This is a genomic window from Ruminococcus flavefaciens (genome assembly GCF_900119075.1).
Classification (GTDB): domain Bacteria; phylum Bacillota; class Clostridia; order Oscillospirales; family Ruminococcaceae; genus Ruminococcus; species Ruminococcus flavefaciens_Q.
In genome coordinates this window covers 89855-110377 of the sequence record NZ_FPIP01000001.1, presented here as the reverse complement: position 1 = coordinate 110377, position 20523 = coordinate 89855, and the positions used below count along the sequence as shown (strand labels likewise).

Genomic DNA, 20523 nt, shown 5'->3' with positions numbered 1-20523 from the left:
TCCTCCATAATTATACATTTATTTTCAGAGTAGTGCATTTCTTTCCTGTCAGCTTCTGGCTGAGCTCGTCGGGCTGCGAAGTTCCTGCATAGAGGGTGAACTCACTGCCTTCCTTTACCCACTCGCCCTTTTCGTTGACTGCCATTGTAGCTCTTTCAGGAAGAGTGATCTGTACGACCTTGCTCTCGCCCGCGTCAAGTGCGACTCTCTTGAAGCCGCAGAGGCTGTGGTTTGGAACTGCGTTCTCCGAATAACCTTTAATATAGAACTGGACTACATCTTCTGTAGCGCGGCTGCCTGTATTTGTTATCTTTACAGAAGCAACGCCGTTTTCAAAAGTGAGCTCCGAGCACTCTGTCTCGGAATATGTAAGTCCGAAGCCGAAGGGATAAAGTATATTGCCCTCGGAATATCTGTAAGTACGGTTCTTCATGCTGTAATCCGAGAAATCGGGCAGCTTTGAAGCGTCCTCATAGAATGTAACAGGGAGCTTGCCCGAAGGAGATGTCTTGCCGAAGAGTATGTTTGCAAGAGCTCTTCCGCCCATCTGACCGGGATACCAAGCCTGGATAAGCGCGTCGCAGTCTGCTTCAACGTTTATCGCACTGCCTGCTGCTGTTACTATGATAACGGGCTTGCCTTTAGCCATTACCGTCTTTACAAGCTTGCGCTGTGACTCGGGAAGTCTCAGGTCGTTCTTGTCGCCTGACGAGAACTCGTTTCCTGTGTCGCCCTCTTCGCCCTCGATAGTAGCGTCGAGACCTACACAGAGAACAACGATGTCTGAATGCTCTGCGATTATCTCAGCCTCGGCGAGTCTGTCGTCGGGGAGAGCGAGAGCCATACATCTGTCCTTGTAGAGGTGGCTTCCCTCGGAGAAAAGAACTCTGCCGTCGAATGCCTCACGGATTCCGTCAAGGAATGTGATGTATTCATCAGCTCTGCCGTTGTAGTTGCCCTCAAGTGCGGGAACGCTGTCGGCATTTGGTCCGATAACTCCGATAGTCTTGTATTTCTTGCCGTCAAGCGGCAGGATACCATTATTTTTAAGGAGCACCATTGCTCTCTCAGAACATTCGAGAGCGAACTTCTTGTGCTCGTCGCAGGCTACGATGTCGTAGTCAAGTCCGTCATACTCTGTGGACTTGTCGAACATACCCAGCCTTATTCTTGTTCTCATCAGCTTAACGCAGGCGTTTCTCAGATCCTCCTTAGTGATGAGCCCTTCATTATATGCAATAAGAAGGTGAAGATATGTATTGCCGCAGTTGAGGTCGCAGCCTGTCTTGAGAGCCAGCGCAGCGGACTCGGGAGCGGTCTTTGTAACACCGTGATTGGTGTGGAAATCTCTCAGTGCCCAGCAGTCTGAAACAAAGTGACCGTCAAAGCCCCATTCCTCAAGCTTCTTCATGAGGAACTTGCTTGCGCAGGCAGGCTCGCCGTTTACACGGTTGTAAGCACCCATGACGCTCTCAACCTTAGCCTCTTTTACGAGAGCCTCGAAAGCTGCGGTATAGGTCTCGGTCATGTCCTTCATACTGGACTTTGCGTCAAACTCATGTCTTGTAGCCTCGGGACCGCTGTGAACTGCGAAATGCTTGGCGCAGGCAGCTGTTCTGAGGACCTTGCCGTCGCCCTGAAGTCCCTTGGCATAAGCAACTCCGAGTCTGGAAGTAAGGAACGGATCCTCACCGTAGGTCTCCTGACCTCTTCCCCATCTCGGATCGCGGAATATATTTACGTTAGGTGACCAAAGGGTAAGTCCCTTGTAGATGTCGCGGTCACCGTGAGCGGAATACTCATTATATTTAGCTCTTGCTTCAACAGAAGTTATCTCTCCTGCCTTATGCACAGCCTCTTCGTCAAACATTGCTGCCATACCTATTGTCTGCGGGAACATTGTAGCTGTACCAGCTCTTGCAACGCCGTGCAGTCCCTCGCTCCACCAATTGTAAGCGGGTATCCCAAGTCTGTCGACCTTAGGAGCGTCATATTTGAGCTGTTCTGCCTGTTCCTCCACTGAAAGCCTGTCCGTAAGGTCTTCGGCTCTCTCAAGTGCAGATAATGCTTCGTTTAAATACTTCTCCATTAGGCATTTACCTTTCTCTGTTATATTTTGCTTACAAACTCATCTATGACATTTTCGGGAGTCTTATCTGTAGAACTTAGCTCCCATGTTTCCTTGAGCGAAGCGGTCTCGCCGGGCTTATACGTCTTAAGCTCGCCCAGTATCTCGCATTCAAGGAAAAGACTGTTTGTATATGTTTCAAAGTTACAGCAGAAATCAGGATATTCCGCAGGGGTATATCCGTCGAATCTAACCTTGAGGACATTCCTGCCGTTTACATAGATTATTTCTTTTCCCGTAACATTGAAGCCTGTTTTGAAAGGCTTTTCCGCCTTGGCGTCCTGTCTCAGCAGGGCGTATTTGTCAGTGAGAGTGAATCTCTTGTCATTTATATCGGAATAGCTCCACAGAGCCATTGTTCTGTTGGGAAGAAATCCGTTGTCATCTGTGCAAAGAGGAATGACCTCCGTACCGCCTGCCGCAAGTCCAGTAACGGACCACGGAGCGAATCTTGATGACTTATCAGAGCAATTTGTTATCCTGTTGTCGATAATAACTTTATCATCATCGCCCATAGTGATAAGTATCTCAAACTGCTTATCAAATTTTGTTCTTGCAGGTCTGAGTGTAAGTGTACCTTTGTCAAAAAACGCCTCGACCTTTGAGTTGTCAGGAAGATAAGTTTCGGGCATTTCCTCGGGAGCACACCAGATACGGTGTCCGCCGTAAGCGTACCACACTCCGTAGCCGTTGTTCATCTCGTAGAAATTCCTGTCAATATCCTCAAACAGAACGTTTCTGCCGTCAACAAAGCCAAAAAAAACGATCCTCGGTCCAACATCGGTAGTAGCGATAAGCTTTATCCTGCCGTTGTCGAGGCATTGACATTTCCCGAAATTCTCATATTCGGTCTCATAGCATTTTACAGACATTCATACATCACCTTTCGTTTGCTCTAACGATATTATATTACACTTCGGCAATTTATACTAATCAAAAATTGCTACTTGATATTCAAAAAATGCGAACATTGCACAAATTATTCAAATTCACTTTACAAATACTATCGTAATAGTGTATAATATATCCAGTTCCAAGGTAAAAACGCGAAGTTTGACATAAAATTCACAACAATTTTTGACTAAGGAGGCTAATCATGATTAAAAATCTATCGGGCGAATATGAGACCGTTGAATACGAAAATCAACGCTTTGTAATGCTCTATGATAACGATGAGATAGAGGAATATCCGACTCACTGGCACAATGCTGTGGAAGTGATAATACCTCTGCATAACGGATTCACAGTTACCGTCGGCGGCACAGATTACCACCTTAATGAAAAAGAGATCATTATCATACCGCCCGGCGAACTCCACTCTATGCCCGCACAGGAAGGCAGACGAATCATTTTCCAGTGTGACAACAGCATTATAAGCGATATTCCTGCGCTTGAGGCTCTGCTTCCCGTTTTCTCGGAAGCATTCTACATAACGCCGAATGTCAGCAAGGAGCTCTATATCCTCTCACGAAAGAGCATACTGGACATCTATTCCGAGTACTACTCAAAATCGACTCTTGCAGATGTAAAAATTTATCTCTGCCTTATAAATATGATAACTGCTGTACGCGAATTTCAGCTTACTCAGGCTGCCGACGCATTCTCAGGCGAAATGGCAGGCCGCGAGGACTCCAAGAAGTTCAATATGGTAATGAAGTACATCAATCAGAACTATATGTTTGAGATCCCTCTGGAAAAGATCGCAGATATCGCAGGCTACAGCAAATATCACTTCTCACGTATCTTCAAGAAGTACAACAACGTTTCATACATACAGTATATAAACGGAAAGCGCATAAAGGCGGCAGAAAGGCTTCTCATTGATCCTGCCCTGTCAGTTACGGAAGTCGCTATGCGTGCAGGCTTCTCAAGTCTGACCACTTTTAACCGTGCGTTCAAAAAGGCTAAGAACTGCACTCCTACAGAATTCAAAACGCTGTACAAAATATCAGACGAACAATAAAAAATCGCTGCGGTATAACCGCAACACTTATATAGAAGCTTACAGTTAATTATGGGGGAAACCTTTCTGAGGAAAGGTTCTCCCCCATTCCCCTTTCCAAAGACTTTTATCTGGTTTTTTCGCAGATAGGGCGCTTCTTAAATAAAAAAAGACCTGCAAAAATGCAGATGCGCCCTATCTGTGAAAAAACAAAACGAAAGTTTTAGGGAGAGAGTTTGAGAGAAGCCCCTTTTTCAAAAGGGGTTCTCTCAATAATAATTATAAAACTTCTATATGAGTATCATGGTTATTTACCGCAGCTTTTTCATAAACGCACAAAGGCGGTACTAAAAAGTACCGCCTTTGTTATAACTATGGATAGAAAAAACTCATTCGCAGAAATTACTGCTTGTTGTAAGTAACCCACTGATAGCGAGCGGTAAGAGGAGTCTTGCCGTCGTAGTGAGCCAGCCACTCGTCAACACCTCTGCCCGGCCATGTGTTCATCATGATCTTGCCAGCGGTCTTAGGAATGTTCTGGGTAGCTGTGTAAACAGGCTTGCCGTCTACATACCATGTGATGTGGTCGCGCTGCCAGTCAAAGCCGTATGTATGATAGCCCTGTGAAGCGTCAAATCCAAGGCTGTACATATACTCATGCTTGCCCTGCCCGTTGGTGTAGTAGTTGAACTGCACCTTTGTTGTGTCCTTGCCGAGGATCTCGATATCGATCTCGTCCCAAGGATTGTTGTCAGAAGGACCTGTGTAGGTAAAGAACGATGAAACAACGCCGTTGTTCTTTATAGCCTGCATGGAAGTCTCATAATAGCCGAAGCCATAGAAATCGTTGGTTCTGTACTCAGCGCCCGCGTAGTTGTACTTGCCGCTGTAGTCCTTATTGATGCTGAGCTGAAGAGCTCCATCCTTGAAAGCAGTCTGTGACTTGTACCAGCCGCAGTCGAACGGATCGCCGTTCTCCCAGCCGTCAGAAGCGATGAAATAGCGTGAAGAACCGTTTCTGAAGTCATCGCCCATTGTTGTGCCTGACTTCATAGGAGTACCATAGTCTACAAGACCTGAAGCAGTTGTCTTGTTCTGCTGCTGGTTGTTGTTATTATTGTTATTATTGTTGTTCTGCTGCCAAGGGTTCTGCTGCTGATTATTGTTGTTATTATTGTTCTGCTGCCATGGATTCTGCTGATTATTATTGTTGTTATTGCTGCTGCCCGACTTGCCGTTCTTGTTGTATGTAGCCCACTGATAACGAGCAGTAAGAGGTGTCTTGCCATCGTACTGGTCGAGCCACTCATTTACACCGCGTCCCGGCCATGTGTTCATCATGATCTTGCCTGCGGTCTTAGGAATGTTCTGGTTAGCTGTGTAAACGGCCTTGCCGTCTACATACCATGTGATGTGGTCAGGCTGCCAGTCGAAGCCGTATGTATGATAGCCCTCAGATGAATCGAAGCCGAGGCTATGCATATACTCATGCTTGCCCTGTCCGTTTGTATAGTAGTTGAACTGAACCTTTGTGGTATCCTTGCCGAGGATCTCAATATCGATCTCGTCCCAAGGATTGTTGTCGGACTCGCCTGTGTAGGTGAAGAATGAGGAAACAACGCCCTTATTCTTTATAGCCTGCATAGAGGTCTCATAGTAACCGTAGTGATAGAAATCATTGGTTCTGTACTCAGCGCCTGCGTAATGATACTTGCCGCTGTAGTCCTTGTCGATAGAAAGTGTCAGGCAGCCCTTATCGAGAGATGTCTGTGACTTGTACCAGCCGCAGTCAAATGGATCGCCGTTCTCCCAGCCGTCGGAAGCAATGAAGTATCTTGAATTGCCGTCGCGGAAATCCTCTACCATTGTAGCAGATGAATCCATAGCAGTACCGTAGTCCTTTATGGAGCCGTTCTGCTGCTGGTTGTTATTATTATTGTTATTCTGTTCCCAGGGATTCTGCTGCTGATTGTTATTATTATTGTTATTGTTGTTCTGCTCCCAAGGGTTCTGCTGCTGATTGTTATTATTATTGTTATTGTTGTTATTATTGTTGTTGCCGTTTGGAGCACCCTTCTGATCGTATGTTACCCACTGGTAATATGCAGTAAGAGGAGTATTTCCGTTGTAGTGGTTCAGCCAGCCGTCAACTCCGCGTCCCGGCCATGTGTTCATCATGATCTTGCCTGCGGTCTTAGGAATGTTCTGGTTAGCTGTGTATACAGCTTTGCCATCTACATACCATGTGATGTGATCGGGCTGCCAGTCGAAGCCGTATGTATGGTAAGCCTCTGAAGAATCAAATCCGAGATCATACATATACTCGTGCTTGCCCTGTCCGTTGGTGTAGTAGTTGAACTGCACCTTTCTGGAGTCCTTACCAAGGATCTCGATGTCAATCTCGTCCCAAGGATTTTTGTCAGACTCGCCTGTGTATGTAAAGAACGAAGAAACAACACCGTCGTTCTTGATAGCCTTCATTGAAGTCTCATAGTAGCCGTAATGATAGAAATCATTTGTTCTGTACTCAGCGCCTGCGTAATGATACTTGCCGCTGTAGTCCTTGTCGATAGAGAGTGTCAGGCAGCCCTTATCGAGAGATGTCTGTGACTTGTACCAGCCGCAGTCAAACGGATCGCCGTTCTCCCAGCCGTCGGAAGCAATGAAATACTTGGAGTTTCCGTCACGGAAGTCCTCTACCATTGTAGCCGAGCTGTTCATAGGTGTGCCCATGTCAGGAAAATTTGACTTAGGAGCTGTAGTTGTGGTTGTGGTGGTTGTAGGAGTTGTAGTAGTTGTTGTTGTGGTGGTAGTAGTTGTTGTAGATGTTGTAGTAGTCGTTGTGGTTGTGGTGGTAGTTGTTGTAGAAGTTGTAGTTGTAGTGCTTTCTACAGGATTATTGCCCTGCTTGTAGGACTCGGGAAGAGTCGAAATGCTGTGGAGCAGATACTTCTGTACAGAAAGTGCATCGCCGCTTGTAAGACCTGTGCCGTTCTCGAAAACGTCAGCATTGGCAACGCCCTGCTCATTGATGTGATGCTGGTCGGTTCCGTTAAGACCGTACTTGTTTGGGTTAGCTAAAGCCTGCATTACAAGGACGCAGTCGCCCATGTCAACTGTGCCGTCGCAGTTAGCGTCTCCCCACTTTGTTACTCCGTCGGCTGCCGAAACAGACGCTGTGCCAAATGAAGCAGCCGTAGCCATGACTGTGCAGGCAGCAAAAACAGCTGCGCACCGTCTGAATGTGTGCTTTTTCATGATATGCCTCTCATTCCGTGACCGTAGCCACTATTTTTTCATTTATAATAATGCAATATCCCCCGAACGAACGAGCTCACATCGCATTCTGCGCCTTTTTGCGGTATTCAGACGGAGTAAATCCTGTCTGCTCCTTGAATTGTCTTGCAAAATGAACATAGCTGTGATAACCGCTGCTCACAGAAATGTCATTGATATTCATATTTGTAGTTGAAAGAAGCATTTTCGCATAGCTTACTCTGCTGCGGACAAGATCCTCGATAAAGGTCATGCCGAAGTGCTTCTTATATGCGTGCTGGAAAGCCGAGCGGCTCATACGTACCTCATGGGCAGTGCTGTCAACGCTGCGCTGCTCGTAAGGTCTGCTGTATATCTTATTGCGCACTGTAGAGATAAGCTCGAACTGACTGCTGCGTCTGCCCGATACCTTATCCTGAGTCTTTTCGCGTATCTTTATGAACATAAGCCGCATAAAGAGCTCCGCAGACTCGCATCTGCAAGGATTATCCGAATATTTTTCATATGCTATTGACTTCACGCAGTAGCTGAGGAACTCAAGGGGCATAGTTACCACAGTTTCCATAGGTATGCCCATGCTGAGAAACTCCTCCTCCTCGCCCGGATCGTCGAAGTCAAAATGTACCCAGTCATTTTCAAACACATTAAGGGGCACGCAGCGATAGCGCTGTGCCCTGCCCTTCGGGTAAATAAAAACAGAACCCGCAGGGGTAAGGATTTCTTTTCCGTCCACTTCAAATATCGCAGGCGTACGGAGCAGAAGCAACAGGTAGTCGCCGCTTCCGTCAGGTCTGTCGATAAAAAAATCTGCGTCATGGCAGTGGTCAAAACCAACATTGTTAATGATCATTGTCAAACCCTCGCTTTAAGTTTTTTCATTTTATTTTGTGACAGATTCCCGCTTAAACATTCACGAAACGTTCATTTATTGATTAGATTATACTACTTTCCAACCTATAAATATATTACTATGATGTCAAATTTGGTACAATTATGATATTTGCACAAAATGTTATCCCCCGCACAAGCGGGGGATAGGCTTAGAATTATTGATTTTCTTTCGTGAAGTCAGGAAATTTGTAACGTTTTTTGTATTCCTTGGGAGTTACACCGAGATATTTCTTGAATATCTTGATAAAATAGCTCTGTGAGCTGAACCCAAGAAGGTTGCTGATCTCAGAGTCTGTGTACTCCGAGAAGGTCAGAAGATTGGCAGCCTCCTCGGCTTTTGTCTTGCTGACATAGTTGCTGAACGCGATACCCGTTTCTGCCTTGAAAAGTCTCGACAGATATGCAGGACTTATTTTAAGATAAGCAGCTGCGTCCTCTATCATGATCTTTCCGTGGAGATGCTCGCTGATATAGTCCAGAGCACGGACTATCTGCTTGGAGTAAATACCGCTGTTGCGCACTCTTCTCATGTGCCTTGTGTAGCCCTCTATCATCTCCTGATGAACTGCGTGAACCTCTGCCTCGGTGCGGCACTCATCAGCCTTCATGATGTAGATGTCGCTGAGGTTATACGCTTCTTCGAGAGTCATACCGCTGTTGATACAGAATCGTGCGATGAGAGCAGCTGAGATAGCAAAATGGTATTTCAGGTTTTTCAGCGGATCCTTGCTGAGAATACCGTATCCCTCGCTGCACAGCGGAGTTGCAAATACCTTGACGAGCTCGATATTACCCGAGCAAATGCTCTCATAGCAAGCTATTTCGCGGTCAAACGGGGCGTGCTCAAAGCCTTCCTCTCTTTTGAGGAAAAGATGGGAAGAAATATACTTTTCTGTGTAATCGCTCATTTAGGTCACCTCGCATTTGATACTCTACCCCTATTATATCATCAAATTGTGAATTTTTCAAGTATTTTGGTAAGTATAGTACCACTTTTTCTGCGTTTTTACTATCCCCTGAAAAGCAAATCTGCGGTACCCGATTCAAGCCCACCATACATTTTGTGCATGGTGAGCTTGAATAACTGTAATTATTCGGTTTTTATAAAGACTTTACTGGTTCTCATGGAAGAAATACGGCAGAGCGTCATAGATGTAATGACGTACCTGCGGCCACCAGTGTACATTACCTCTTGCTTCGAGGAAGTACAGGTTGCCCTTTGAGAAGTCAGATGTGTATGTGAATACGTCTGTATTCTTTTTAAGTTCGTTTATCATCGGAACCATGTTGCCGTATGCAAGGTCGTCGGTACCTGTTGCAGCCAGTACAAAGTATTCGTTCTGCTTGAAGCCTGAGTTTCTTGCAGCGCTCAGCACCTTGCCTGCGCCGTCCCAGCAGTGACCTGAAAGCGGCATGAAGTATGCGATGATATCGAGATTGTTATTGAAGTTTGCCCATGTTGAGCCGCCGCCCATTGAGAATCCGCCGTATGCACGGTGATATCTCGAAGCTCTGAGTCCGTCGATAGACGTATCCTCAGCGTATGTGGAATACTTCTTTTCAACGTAAGGGATAATGCTCTTGCGCATTTCCTCCCAAACGCCGTCAGCGCTTGGAGCCTTGTTGAATGTTGGAGTTACAACGATCATAGGCTCAATATCACCGTTAGCTATCATGTTGTCAAGCATAATGTCGATATTGATATTGTTGTCGTTGAAGCAGGTCTCCTCACTCTCTCCGCCGCCGTGCATGAGATAGAAGACGTTGTACTTCTTGGACTCATCATAACCATACGGCAGATATACGTACATATTCTTGTTGCCGTTGATTCCGTTGTAGTTTTCCTTGACAACAGTACCGTGATTCGCAGGCTGACGGAAATAGCTGTCAGGCGCTGCCTTGTACTGGAGATTAGCGTTGTAGTTGAAGTCGCTCTTAGGCGGCTCAGGTGAATTATCGGGGAATTCCTTTATCTTGCCGAGAACGTAGTTCTGGAGAAGAACAAGGTCGTTCATCTCGTACTTTGTGCTCTTGTCAACGTCAGCAAGCTTTGAAACTTCCGCGCTGTTACTTGCAACAAGAAGCTTTCTCGCCCTCAGAACATCAAAGGAATTTACCTTTCCGTCGAAGTTGATATCGCCGAGGATAAACTGTCCGCCCTCCGCTCCGCCGATGACTGTGCCAGCCTTAGCAGCCTTTACATCGTCAACGTAGAAGTCGCAGGTGCTCTTGTCGGTCTCAACGTATATCATAATATTCTCAGCACCCGAAGGTATCCGGAAATCAGTATTTGCCAGCTGCACCCACTTGCCCTTCATAGGCTGACCTGTAGCTATCTTTTCGTACTTGGTCTCGTCACCGATGTCGTACTGCATGGTGAAGTGGAAAGTATCGCTGTCTCTGCCGCTTTCGTACATAACGTTAGCGCTGAAGCTGTAGGTCTCCCCTGCCTTGAAGCTGCTGCCCAGCTCGATAGCTGCGCCCTGATATGCTTCGCTTCTGCCCGAGCAGAAAAGGGACTTGCTGCCCTTGTAAGCCTTTGAAGCAGTATCAACGCTTGCGCCTGCTCTGCCTGTCCAGTCGCCAATACCGTCCTCGAATGAGTAATCAAAGATGTAATCATCTGTTTCCGAGCTTGCCGAAGTAGTTGTAACTGTAGTTGTCTCCTTATCAGAAGCCGTAGTTGCAGAAGTTGTTGTCGTGGTCTTCTTAGGAGCTGTAGTAGTCGTTGTGGTGGTAGTCTTTGCAGGCTGCTCCTCACCGCTGCCGAAACGCCACCAGTCCATATTCAGCAGATAGCCGCTGCCGCCTGTGAACTTGAAGTAGAGGTCATGCTCGCCGCTTGCGCCGCTGATATCGCATGAGACCTCCTTCCATGTCTGCCAGCCGCCTGTGCCCGACACCTTGCAGGTACCTATCTTCTTGCCAGTAAGGCTGTCAAGGTATATCTCAATGTCTCCGCCGTCTGTATCGGAGGAAACGCTCGCTGTGAACTTGTCTGTGCCGCTGCCGAAGTCAACTCCGCTGACCTTGATGTAGCTGCCGTTCTGGATATTGCCAACATTCAAGCCGCCTTCGCTGCACTTCTCGGTCTTTACGCCCTTTGAGAAGCAGATAGTCTCAGCCTCTACCCTCTTGTACGGATCGAGAGCCTCAAGCTGCTTCGGACCTGTCTTTGTAGGCGAGATAGTCGGAATGGAGCCGTCTGCACCGTACCGGAACTCGTCTATGCAGACGCTTCTGTCGAAGGTTCCGCCGCCCGGAAGACTTGCGTCGTGATAGAACAGGTATGAATGTCCCTTGAAGTCGATAACGCCGGGGTGGTTTGTGAAGCAGTTGATAGGCTTCATAACCTGTCCGCCGTATGTCCAGGGACCTGTCGGTGACGGAGCTGTTGAGTAGCCGATGCTCTCACCGCCGTCATTGCCGTAGAATGCGGCAAATACAAGATAATACTTGTCATTGCGCTTGTAGAACCACGGACCTTCGCCGTAGGAAGAAGCCTTGCTCGAAGGGCCGAATGTCTGGGCGTTCATGTCAAATTTTCCGATAGAACCCGAATAGCTTACCATGTCCTCGTTGAGCCTTACATAGTAGCAGGTGGGGTTTCCGAACATGAGCCAAGCCTGCCCGTCATCGTCGATAAATACCGTAGGATCGATGTAATCCCAGTTAGGACCAACAAGCGGCTTGCCTAAAGCGTCCTTGAACGGTCCTGTGGGCGAGTCGGCAACTGCAACGCCTATTGCACGTCCGCCGCCTGATTTGTTCTCGAGAGTCACATAGTAATAGAACTTGCCGTTGCGTTCTATGCATTGTGCAGCCCATGCCGAGTCCTCCTTGCCCCATGTAAAGGAATCCCACGATAAGATCATGCCGTGATCTGTCCAGTTCTGCATATCCTTCGAGGAATAGCAGTGCCAGTCAGGCATATAGTAAAAATCGGATTTATCCTTGTCGCGGCCTGTATAGAGATACACGGTGTCGCCGTACACCATAGGCGCAGGATCGGTGCTGTAGATGGTCTGGATAACAGGATTGTCCGCCTTGACAATACTGCCATCAGAAATGGCTGTCAGAGATGTCAGAGACATTGCAGCCGCCGCAGCGAATGAAATGATCTTTTTCATAAGTATGCCCCCATTATTAAGTTTTTTAGATGCTTGCCTATAATTTCCCTTCTGGTTTTGTGAACTTCTTAACGGTCAGAGTTCACACTTTCTTTATATATTATCTATATTATAATGTATATTGTAGTAATAATATACCAAAATTTTCCTTTAAGTAACAATATCTTTACCCTATTTAGCAATTTTAACGATATTTTATAATTTGATTATTTTTAAACTATACAGTGTAAATACTATTATTTAAAAAATCCACCAAAAATGTAAAATATACAGACATCTTAAACGTAAAAACCTGTACAATGGTTGTTCATCTTTTTACATTATTGTTATATATCGTCTTGGTATAGTCAGCAATTTTTAGCCAAGATATACAAGGTCCGCAAATTTTAACTTGCAATTAACAGGTCAGATGTTTTATAATGATATCATAGAAATAAAAGGGGCACTTGGCTCCTTATGGGGATTACTGAAATCATAAGTTTGCTTTTTTTCTAAAAAACAAAGGAGTGATTGAAGTGAAAAAAACAGTTAAACAATTCATCAGCAGTGCCGTTACAGCGTTAATGGTGGCTGCAAGCCTGCCTGCCGTTCCTTCCGTGAACGCAGCCGACGCCCAGCAGAGAGGCAATATCGGCGGTTTCGATTACGAAATGTGGAACCAGAACGGTCAGGGACAGGTATCAATGACGCCTAAGGCAGGCTCTTTCACCTGCTCATGGAGCAACATTGAAAACTTCCTCGCACGTATGGGCAAGAACTACGACAGCCAGAAAAAGAACTACAAGGCTTTCGGAGACATTACCCTCTCCTACGACGTAGAGTACACCCCCAAGGGCAACTCTTATATGTGCGTATACGGCTGGACGAGGAACCCTCTCATGGAATACTACATCGTCGAAGGCTGGGGCGACTGGCGTCCACCCGGAAATGACGGTGAAAACAAGGGTACAGTTACCCTGAACGGCAATACCTACGATATCCGCAAAACAATGCGCTATAATCAGCCATCTCTGGACGGCACGGCTACATTCCCTCAGTACTGGAGCGTCCGTCAGAAGAGCGGTTCACAGAATAATACCACCAACTATATGAAGGGTACTATCAGCGTATCCAAGCACTTTGACGCATGGTCAAAGGCTGGTCTGGATATGAGCGGTACTCTCTACGAGGTATCCCTCAACATCGAGGGCTACAGATCAAGCGGAAACGCTAACGTTAAAGCTATCTCATTCGACGGCAGTATACCCGAGCCCACAAGCGAGCCCGTAACTCAGCCCGTTGTCAAGGCAGAGCCTGACGCAAACGGCTATTACTTCAAGGAAAAATTCGAGAGCGGCGCAGGCGACTGGTCAGCCCGCGGAACAGGAGCTAAGGTAACAAGCTCTGACGGCTTCAACGGTTCAAAGGGCATACTGGTATCAGGACGCGGCGACAACTGGCACGGTGCACAGCTCACACTCGACTCAAGCGCTTTCACCGCAGGCGAAACATACAGCTTTGGCACACTTGTAAAGCAGGACGGCGAGTCCTCAACAGCTATGAAGCTCACTCTCCAGTATAACGACGCAAGCGGCACAGCCAATTACGATAAGGTTGCAGAGTTCACAGCTCCAAAGGGCGAATGGGTAGACCTTTCCAATACATCGTTCACTATCCCGTCAGGCGCTTCAGACCTTATTCTCTATGTTGAAGCTCCCGACAGCCTTACGGATTTCTATATCGACAACGCTTTCGGCGGCATCAAGAACACATCTCCTCTTGAAGATGTCGGAAGCCATACTACAAGCGTTCCATCCGACGAGACAACAACAGTCCCAACAACATCAAATAAGGGTATCAGAGGCGATATCAACGGCGACGGCGTTATCAACTCATTCGACCTTACTCCTCTCAGAAGAGGCATTCTCAAGATGATGTCAGGCAGCGGCTCGACTCCCGAAAATGCTGACGTAAACGGCGACGGCACCGTAAATGTTGCAGACCTCCTGCTTCTCCAGAAGTTTATACTCGGTATGGAGAAGTCGTTCCCCGATCCTGTAACAACTACCACAACCAAGCCGATAACAACAACTACCGAGAAGATAGTTACCACAACTACTTCTTCATCTTCTTCAAGCTCAGGCAAGAACCTCAACGCAGATATCCGCAAGGATATGCCTACTTCAGTTCCCGGTGGAAACGAAAAGAGCGGCGGCTGCAAGGTCGAGAAGAAGACATACAACTGCAAGTTCACAGGCGGTCAGAAGAGCTGCAACGTTATCCTACCACCTAACTACAGCGCAAGCAAGCAGTACCCTGTTATGTACGTTCTCCACGGTATCGGCGGAAACGAGGGAAGCATGGTAAGCGGCATGGGCGTTCAGGAGCTTCTTGCAGGTCTTACCGCAAACGGCAAGGCAGAGGAAATGATAATCGTTCTCCCGAGCCAGTACACCAGCAAGAACGGCAATGGCGGCGGCGGCTTCGGAATCAATCAGGAAGTATGCGCAGCTTACGATAACTTCCTCTATGATATCTCAGACAGCCTTATCCCATTCATCGAGGCTAACTACCCCGTTAAGACAGGCAGAGAGAACCGTGCTATCACAGGCTTCTCAATGGGCGGACGTGAAGCTATCTACATCGGTCTTATGCGCCCCGACCTCTTCGCTTACGTTGGCGGAGCTTGCCCTGCACCTGGTATCACCCCAGGCAAGGATATGTTCATGGAGCACCCAGGCTGTATGCAGGAGAGCGAAATGAAGTTCAGAGACGTTGGACCTGAGCCTAATGTATTTATGATAACAGGCGGCACAAACGACGGCGTCGTAGGAACATTCCCGAAGCAGTACAGCGATATCCTTACAAGAAACGGCGTTGACCACGTTTACCAGTCTATCCCTAACGGCGGACACGACGCAGGCTCTGTAAAGCCTCATCTCTACACATTCATGAGATACGCATTCAAATAATGATATAGTTGACATATGAAGGACAGCGCTTTATGCGCTGTCTTTCTTTTTGTGCAAAAAGAAAAGCCATTTGAGCTTCAAAAGCTCAAATGGCTTATATTTATAATAGTATAGCTTATTCCGTTCTGAGAGCCTCCACAGGATCCTTTCTTGCCGCAACGCCCGACGGGATAAGTCCCGAAATAAGAGTGAGCACCATGCTTATGATGATAAGCACTATCGCTCCCTTTACAGGAACATGAGCGCGAAGCGTATCGAGGCTGGTCACGCTGTGGATTATGCTGTTTATCGGTATAGTCAGGAGCACCGATACTCCGATACCCATAAGACCTGCCGCAAGACCTACAAGAAGCGTCTCTGCGTTGAAAACAGTCCTTACATTGTGCTTTGAAGCACCGATAGCTCTGAGGATACCTATCTCTCGTGTTCTTTCAAGAACCGAGATATAGGTGATGATACCTATCATAATTGATGAAACCACCAGCGAGATACCTACAAATGCAATGAGCAGGTAGGATATACCGCTTATAATGCCTGTGATAGAGGACATGAGAAGTGCAACCATATCTGTATAGTGGATAACGTCCTGCTCCTTTGAGGTACCGTCATTGTATCGCGTGATAGCGTCTGCGATGTCGTCCTTGTCCTCGAAGCTCTTGACGTAAATACGTATCAGCGACGGATCGGTCTCGTCAGCAACGCCCAGCGTTTTGAGGTTGTCATCATATGTGGAGTCCGATATCTCCTCGGGAGTATACTTATCGAAGATAAGTCCGTATACCTCATCGCTTATCGTTGCGGAATCAAGCATTTTTGCCAGCTCCGCATTCGGCAGTGAGCCAAGCTGTTCCTGAACAGCCTTTGCGTACTGCTCTGCTATCTGAGCACGGATAGCTTCTTCCGCGTAGTTCTTTACTTCCTCGTCGCTCATCTGCGCAACGAATGAGGTAATCTGCGAAGCGTCAACTCCCAGCTCTGCGGAATACATCTCTGTTATCTGGCTAATGAACTGGTTTCGGTCAAAGTCCTTCATAGCCGCCTGCACCTGAGCGTCTGCCTGTGCAGGATCGGGCTGTTCGGCAACAAGTCTGTAAATGTCAGCCTTTGTATCGGCGTCAGCGCTCTTGATAAACTCCTTTGCCGTGTCAGCCTTTTCCTTGGCTGTAGGAGCAACATAGTCATCTGTCATGAACTTTGTACCTGTCAGCACATCGTTCTCCTTGTCCTCTGTCTGGGACTTTACTATATCGCTGTTCTTGGTCTTTTCAATAACATAATCGGTAAGGGCGCTTGTGTAGCACACATAGCCCTTGAGCATAGGCACCTTTACGTCCTCTGTAGGACGGATAAAGCCGACTATCTTGATATCTGTACCGATATCGCCCGAATCAAAGAGATAATCAAGTCCTGTCTGAGTTGCCGAGATATCATTGTATCCCTTTCCTGCGGGGTTCTTCTGATAGTACTCGCAGGGCAGAATCATCTTGAACTTCTTCCCTGTTATCTCGTCAAGGCTCCACTCTGTCTTTCCGTAGTCCTTTATCTCCTGATTGCTCATTACAGCCTTCAGCTTTTCGCTGAAGCCCTCCTGATCCTTGAGTCCCATAGCGTAAACTATGATATCGGGGAGCTCGTTGTTTCTGGTGAGAACAACTACAGCCTCGTCGTAATTCTCAGGCCATCTGCCGTTTACCACCTCATACTGCTCCTTGACGATATTGCTTACAGGCTCGCCGTTCTCCCCTGCCAGCATTTCCTCCATGACATTGAGTCCGAAAGCCTGCATTTCCATATCCGCCATAGGATTGTTCATGGTAGCCGCCATCATGTCGGAGTCGCTCATGCCCATAGCCTTGCTGTACATATCCATGAAGTCCACCTTTATGATATCGCCCGAGGGAGACTCGGTGAACACAGGCATTTTAACGTCGTATCTGTAGCCTATAGCCGTGGACTTTTCCTTGATAACGCTGTCGCTGTCGAGGAAGGTCTTGAAGTCCTTCATGTTGTTTATCTGCTTTGCAGAGGCATTGAAGGAGTTGAACATATCGTATACCTGAGTATTTGCGTAGATCGTGTCCTCCTTGAACTCACGGCTCTCGTACTCCTCCTGATTTTTCATCAGCGCATTGAGCATACCCGAGGTATCGGTGTTTTCACGCATTATCTCCAGCGGATAAGAGGAAAGAGTCTCCTCCTGCACGTTGTCGATGTACTCGTTGATACCAGTCGCAAGGGAAAGTATCAGGGCGATACCAATGATACCGATAGAGCCTGCAAATGCTGTGAGTATAGTTCTTCCCTTTTTGGTGAGCAGGTTATTGAGAGAAAGCGAAACAGCCGTACCAAATGACATTGAGACCTTCTTTTTCTTCTCAGTCTTCGCTTTTGTACCAGCCTTTTCCTTTTTCTTCTTGTCCTTTTTGGACTTTGCGCCGTCAAAGGGAGCGCTGTCCCCTGTGAGCTTTCCGTCCTTTATCTTGATGATACGTGTAGCATACTGGTCAGCAAGCTCAGGGTTATGAGTTACCATTATGACCAGCTTATCCTTGGCTATCTCCTTAAGAAGCTCCATTACCTGAATGGAAGTCTCCGAGTCGAGAGCGCCTGTAGGCTCGTCGGCAAGGAGTATATCAGGATCGTTTATAAGCGCACGGGCAATAGCCACACGCTGCATCTGACCGCCAGACATCTGGTTGGGCTTCTTGTGAAGCTGGTCTCCCAGACCTACCTTTTCAAGAGCCTCCTTGGCACGCTTGCGGCGCTCGGACTTTGACACGCCCGAGATAGTAAGAGCAAGCTCAACGTTGGATAATACTGTCTGGTGCGGGATAAGGTTGTAGCTCTGGAAAATGAAGCCGATAGAATGGTTTCTGTAAGCGTCCCAGTCCCTGTCCTTATACTCTTTGGTGGAAGTACCGTTGATTATGAGGTCTCCCGAAGTATAATGGTCGAGACCTCCGATGATGTTGAGAAGCGTGGTCTTACCGCAGCCCGAATGACCGAGGATAGCCACAAATTCACTTTCGCGGAAGGTAACGCTCACTCCGTCAAGAGCCGTTACGATGTTCTCTCCGCTGCCGTACTTTTTAACTATGTCTTTAAGCTGTAGCACTGGATCCCCTCCTGTAAATATTTTTACCTTTAATCCTATATGCATATTAAATTTTCCACTTTTGATTATAGCACTTTGACGAATAAAAGTCAATCGCGTTGTAGGAAATTAACAATGGTTTCACACAAATTTCACAAAAGAAAAGGACACCGTTTGTTGACAGTGTCCCTTGTTATATTACTTCATGCCGTACTTCTTGAGCAGATTGTCGATCTTTATGTGAGGATCGATGATCTTGCTGATAGAAACGTCGTGATTGATAGCTTCAATGAAGTATGCGATGTACTTTGAAACGTCTACCTCGTGGAACCAAGGTCTGCTGAGGAGCTCAGGTGTTCTGTATGTGAGGTTTGTACCGAATACACCGTCGATTATGCCGTCCTCATAAGCCTTGTCGAACTTTTCAAGACCGTTTGTGAAGATAGCGTAAGTAGCGTAAGCGAAGAATCTTCCTGCCTTCTTTTCTTTAAGAGCAGAAGCAACGTCCAGCATAGACTCGCCTGATGAGATGATATCGTCTGAAACGAAGATATCCTTGCCCTCAACGGGATTTCCGAGATATTCGTGAGCAACGATAGGATTGCGGCCGTTTACGATAGTTGAGTAGTCTCTTCTCTTGTAGAACATACCCATTTCAACACCGAGAACAGAAGCATAGTACATATTTCTGTTGAGAGCTCCCTCGTCGGGGCTTACTACCATGAACTTGTCCTTGCTGAAGCTTATATCCTTGACGTCCTTGAGCATAGCTTTAAGTACCTGATAAGTAGGCATAACGTTATCAAAGCCCATGAGCGGGATAGCGTTCTGAACTCTCGGATCGTGAGCGTCAAAGGTAACGATGTTTGAAACGCCCATAGCCTCCAGTTCCTGAAGTGCGCAGGCACAGTCAAGTGACTCCCGATAGCTTCTTCTGTGCTGACGTCCGCCGTAAAGAGTAGGCATGATGACAGTTATACGGTGAGCCTTGCCGCTTGCAGCCTGAATTATTCTCTTGAGGTCCTGGAAATGGTCGTCAGGGGACATAGCGTTCTGCATTCCGAAGTAGTCGTACTTTATGCTGTAGTTTCCGACATCAACTATGATGAAGAGGTCCTTTCCGCGGATAGTGGACTTGATAAGACCTTTGCCGTCGCCCGAAGAAAAACGGGGGCATTCGCTCTCAACGAGGAAGGAATCAACGTTGATACCGCCCTTGCCTGCCCAGTCAACGAGATAATCGTCGATCTTCTTACCGAGCTCGGTAACGCTGTTCATAGCGATAATGCCGATAGGTGCGACATTTGAATCGCTGCCGAATAAAATTTCACTTGAAGCTGTCATAAACACTTTTTCCCGCGCAGATGCGCAGGATACTCCTTTCGCTTTTTAGTCACTTTCGGTCAGAGCATTGCTCACTTGCAGAAATTCTCGATATATCGCTCGATATCCTCGGCGATGATCTGTTTTGCAATATCCGCATGATCGACCTCGTTAACGGCTGTTGTTTTGTTTTCAAGTTCCTTGTAAACTGTGAAAAAGTGTGTCATTTCATCAAAAACGTGCTTTGGAAGCTCCTCGATATCCTTGTACATATTGTAATTCGGATCGTCGAAGGGTATAGCGATGATCTTCTCATCGTGATGACCGTTGTCAAGCATTCTGATAACTCCGATAGGATAGCATCTTACCAGCGTAAGCGGCATGAGCTTTTCCGAGCAGAGCACGAGAACGTCCAGCGGATCGTTGTCGTCAGAGAAGGTTCTCGGGATAAATCCGTAGTTAGCGGGATAGTGTGTGGAAGTATAAAGGATACGGTCCATTATTATGAGACCTGTCTCCTTGTCAAGCTCATACTTGATCTTGCTTCCCTTGCCGATCTCGATAACAGCGATGAAATCATCGGGACTTATTCTTTTTGGACTGATCTTATGCCAAATATTCATAGGATTTCCTCCGCGGCGGTCCGTCCGTGCATCGGGCACAGTAACGGAAATGATTTGATAAAGCCATTAAACATGACGTTATCCCCTACTAATTAGTATACCATTTTTTTGTGATTTGTCAATATGACCATTCAATTTCGGCAAATCTGATAAATTATCCAAAAA

10 protein-coding genes and 3 pseudogenes are annotated in these 20523 nt (G+C 46.9%); 2 read left to right on the top strand and 11 right to left on the bottom strand.

The features are described 5' to 3' along the window. Positions 1-10 precede the first annotated feature (10 nt). Together BT105_RS00420 and BT105_RS00415 are read right to left on the bottom strand one after the other, a co-directional pair. Entirely contained in the window at positions 11-2089 is a 2079-nt protein-coding gene (locus BT105_RS00420; RefSeq protein ID WP_072298912.1) for a glycoside hydrolase family 3 C-terminal domain-containing protein, read from the bottom strand. A 20-nt stretch (positions 2090-2109) separates the two neighbouring features. Next, positions 2110-3000 (bottom strand): hypothetical protein, encoded by an 891-nt coding sequence (locus BT105_RS00415; RefSeq protein ID WP_072298911.1) that lies wholly within the window; start codon positions 2998-3000, stop codon positions 2110-2112. Positions 3001-3224: 224 nt separating this feature from the next. Between BT105_RS00415 and BT105_RS00410 the strand changes: the two genes are divergently transcribed. Continuing rightward, positions 3225-4091: an AraC family transcriptional regulator gene (locus tag BT105_RS00410; RefSeq protein ID WP_072298910.1), complete on the top strand. Its 867-nt coding sequence runs from the start codon at positions 3225-3227 to the stop codon at positions 4089-4091. A gap of 393 nt (positions 4092-4484) precedes the next feature. Here the strand turns inward: BT105_RS00410 and bglS (BT105_RS14595) are convergent. The 6 genes and pseudogenes from bglS (BT105_RS14595) to BT105_RS00385 all read right to left on the bottom strand — a co-directional run. Further along, positions 4485-5108, bottom strand: a pseudogene (bglS, locus tag BT105_RS14595) (beta-glucanase); the annotation flags it as partial. A 195-nt stretch (positions 5109-5303) separates the two neighbouring features. Beyond that, a pseudogene (gene bglS / locus BT105_RS14590) lies at positions 5304-5936 on the bottom strand (beta-glucanase); the annotation flags it as partial. Between the two features lie 222 nt (positions 5937-6158). Beyond that, positions 6159-6791: pseudogene (gene bglS / locus BT105_RS14585) on the bottom strand (beta-glucanase); the annotation flags it as partial. Positions 6792-7404: 613 nt separating this feature from the next. Next, a complete protein-coding gene (locus tag BT105_RS00395) occupies positions 7405-8196 on the bottom strand; it encodes an AraC family transcriptional regulator (protein ID WP_072298907.1) in 792 nt (263 codons plus the stop codon). A 196-nt stretch (positions 8197-8392) separates the two neighbouring features. Continuing rightward, positions 8393-9145 carry a helix-turn-helix domain-containing protein gene (locus tag BT105_RS00390; RefSeq protein WP_028514453.1) on the bottom strand — a complete coding sequence of 251 codons (753 nt, stop codon included), beginning with the start codon at positions 9143-9145 and terminating at the stop codon, positions 8393-8395. Between the two features lie 204 nt (positions 9146-9349). After that, positions 9350-12367 (bottom strand): family 43 glycosylhydrolase, encoded by a 3018-nt coding sequence (locus tag BT105_RS00385; protein ID WP_072298906.1) that lies wholly within the window; start codon positions 12365-12367, stop codon positions 9350-9352. 515 nt (positions 12368-12882) lie between these two features. On the opposite strand from BT105_RS00385, the gene BT105_RS00380 reads away from it, so the two are divergent. Next, the gene (locus BT105_RS00380) at positions 12883-15318 is read left to right on the top strand and encodes a glycoside hydrolase family 11 protein (RefSeq protein ID WP_072298905.1); all 2436 of its coding nucleotides are present in this window, start codon (positions 12883-12885) and stop codon (positions 15316-15318) included. 115 nt (positions 15319-15433) lie between these two features. Here the strand turns inward: BT105_RS00380 and BT105_RS00375 are convergent, their stop codons facing one another. The 3 genes from BT105_RS00375 to BT105_RS00365 all read right to left on the bottom strand — a co-directional run bounded on the left by BT105_RS00375 (position 15434) and on the right by BT105_RS00365 (position 20358). Further along, positions 15434-18433, bottom strand: a complete 3000-nt coding sequence (locus BT105_RS00375) for an ABC transporter ATP-binding protein/permease (RefSeq protein WP_072298904.1) — start codon at positions 18431-18433, stop codon at positions 15434-15436. Positions 18434-18610: 177 nt separating this feature from the next. Then, complete coding sequence (locus BT105_RS00370; RefSeq protein ID WP_028514456.1) at positions 18611-19756, bottom strand: ribose-phosphate pyrophosphokinase; 1146 nt, start codon at positions 19754-19756, stop codon at positions 18611-18613. A 71-nt stretch (positions 19757-19827) separates the two neighbouring features. Next, complete coding sequence (locus BT105_RS00365; RefSeq protein WP_028514457.1) at positions 19828-20358, bottom strand: inorganic diphosphatase; 531 nt, start codon at positions 20356-20358, stop codon at positions 19828-19830. Positions 20359-20523: the final 165 nt, after the last annotated feature.

Coding starts and splice junctions, on each gene's coding strand:
- BT105_RS00420 (WP_072298912.1), bottom strand. CDS start 2,089: ATGGAGAAGTATTTAAACGAAGCATTATCTGCACTTGAGAGAGCCGAA.
- BT105_RS00385 (WP_072298906.1), bottom strand. CDS start 12,367: ATGAAAAAGATCATTTCATTCGCTGCGGCGGCTGCAATGTCTCTGACA.
- BT105_RS00395 (WP_072298907.1), bottom strand. CDS start 8,196: ATGATCATTAACAATGTTGGTTTTGACCACTGCCATGACGCAGATTTT.
- BT105_RS00390 (WP_028514453.1), bottom strand. CDS start 9,145: ATGAGCGATTACACAGAAAAGTATATTTCTTCCCATCTTTTCCTCAAA.
- BT105_RS00365 (WP_028514457.1), bottom strand. CDS start 20,358: ATGAATATTTGGCATAAGATCAGTCCAAAAAGAATAAGTCCCGATGAT.
- BT105_RS00370 (WP_028514456.1), bottom strand. CDS start 19,756: ATGACAGCTTCAAGTGAAATTTTATTCGGCAGCGATTCAAATGTCGCA.
- BT105_RS00410 (WP_072298910.1), top strand. CDS start 3,225: ATGATTAAAAATCTATCGGGCGAATATGAGACCGTTGAATACGAAAAT.
- BT105_RS00415 (WP_072298911.1), bottom strand. CDS start 3,000: ATGTCTGTAAAATGCTATGAGACCGAATATGAGAATTTCGGGAAATGT.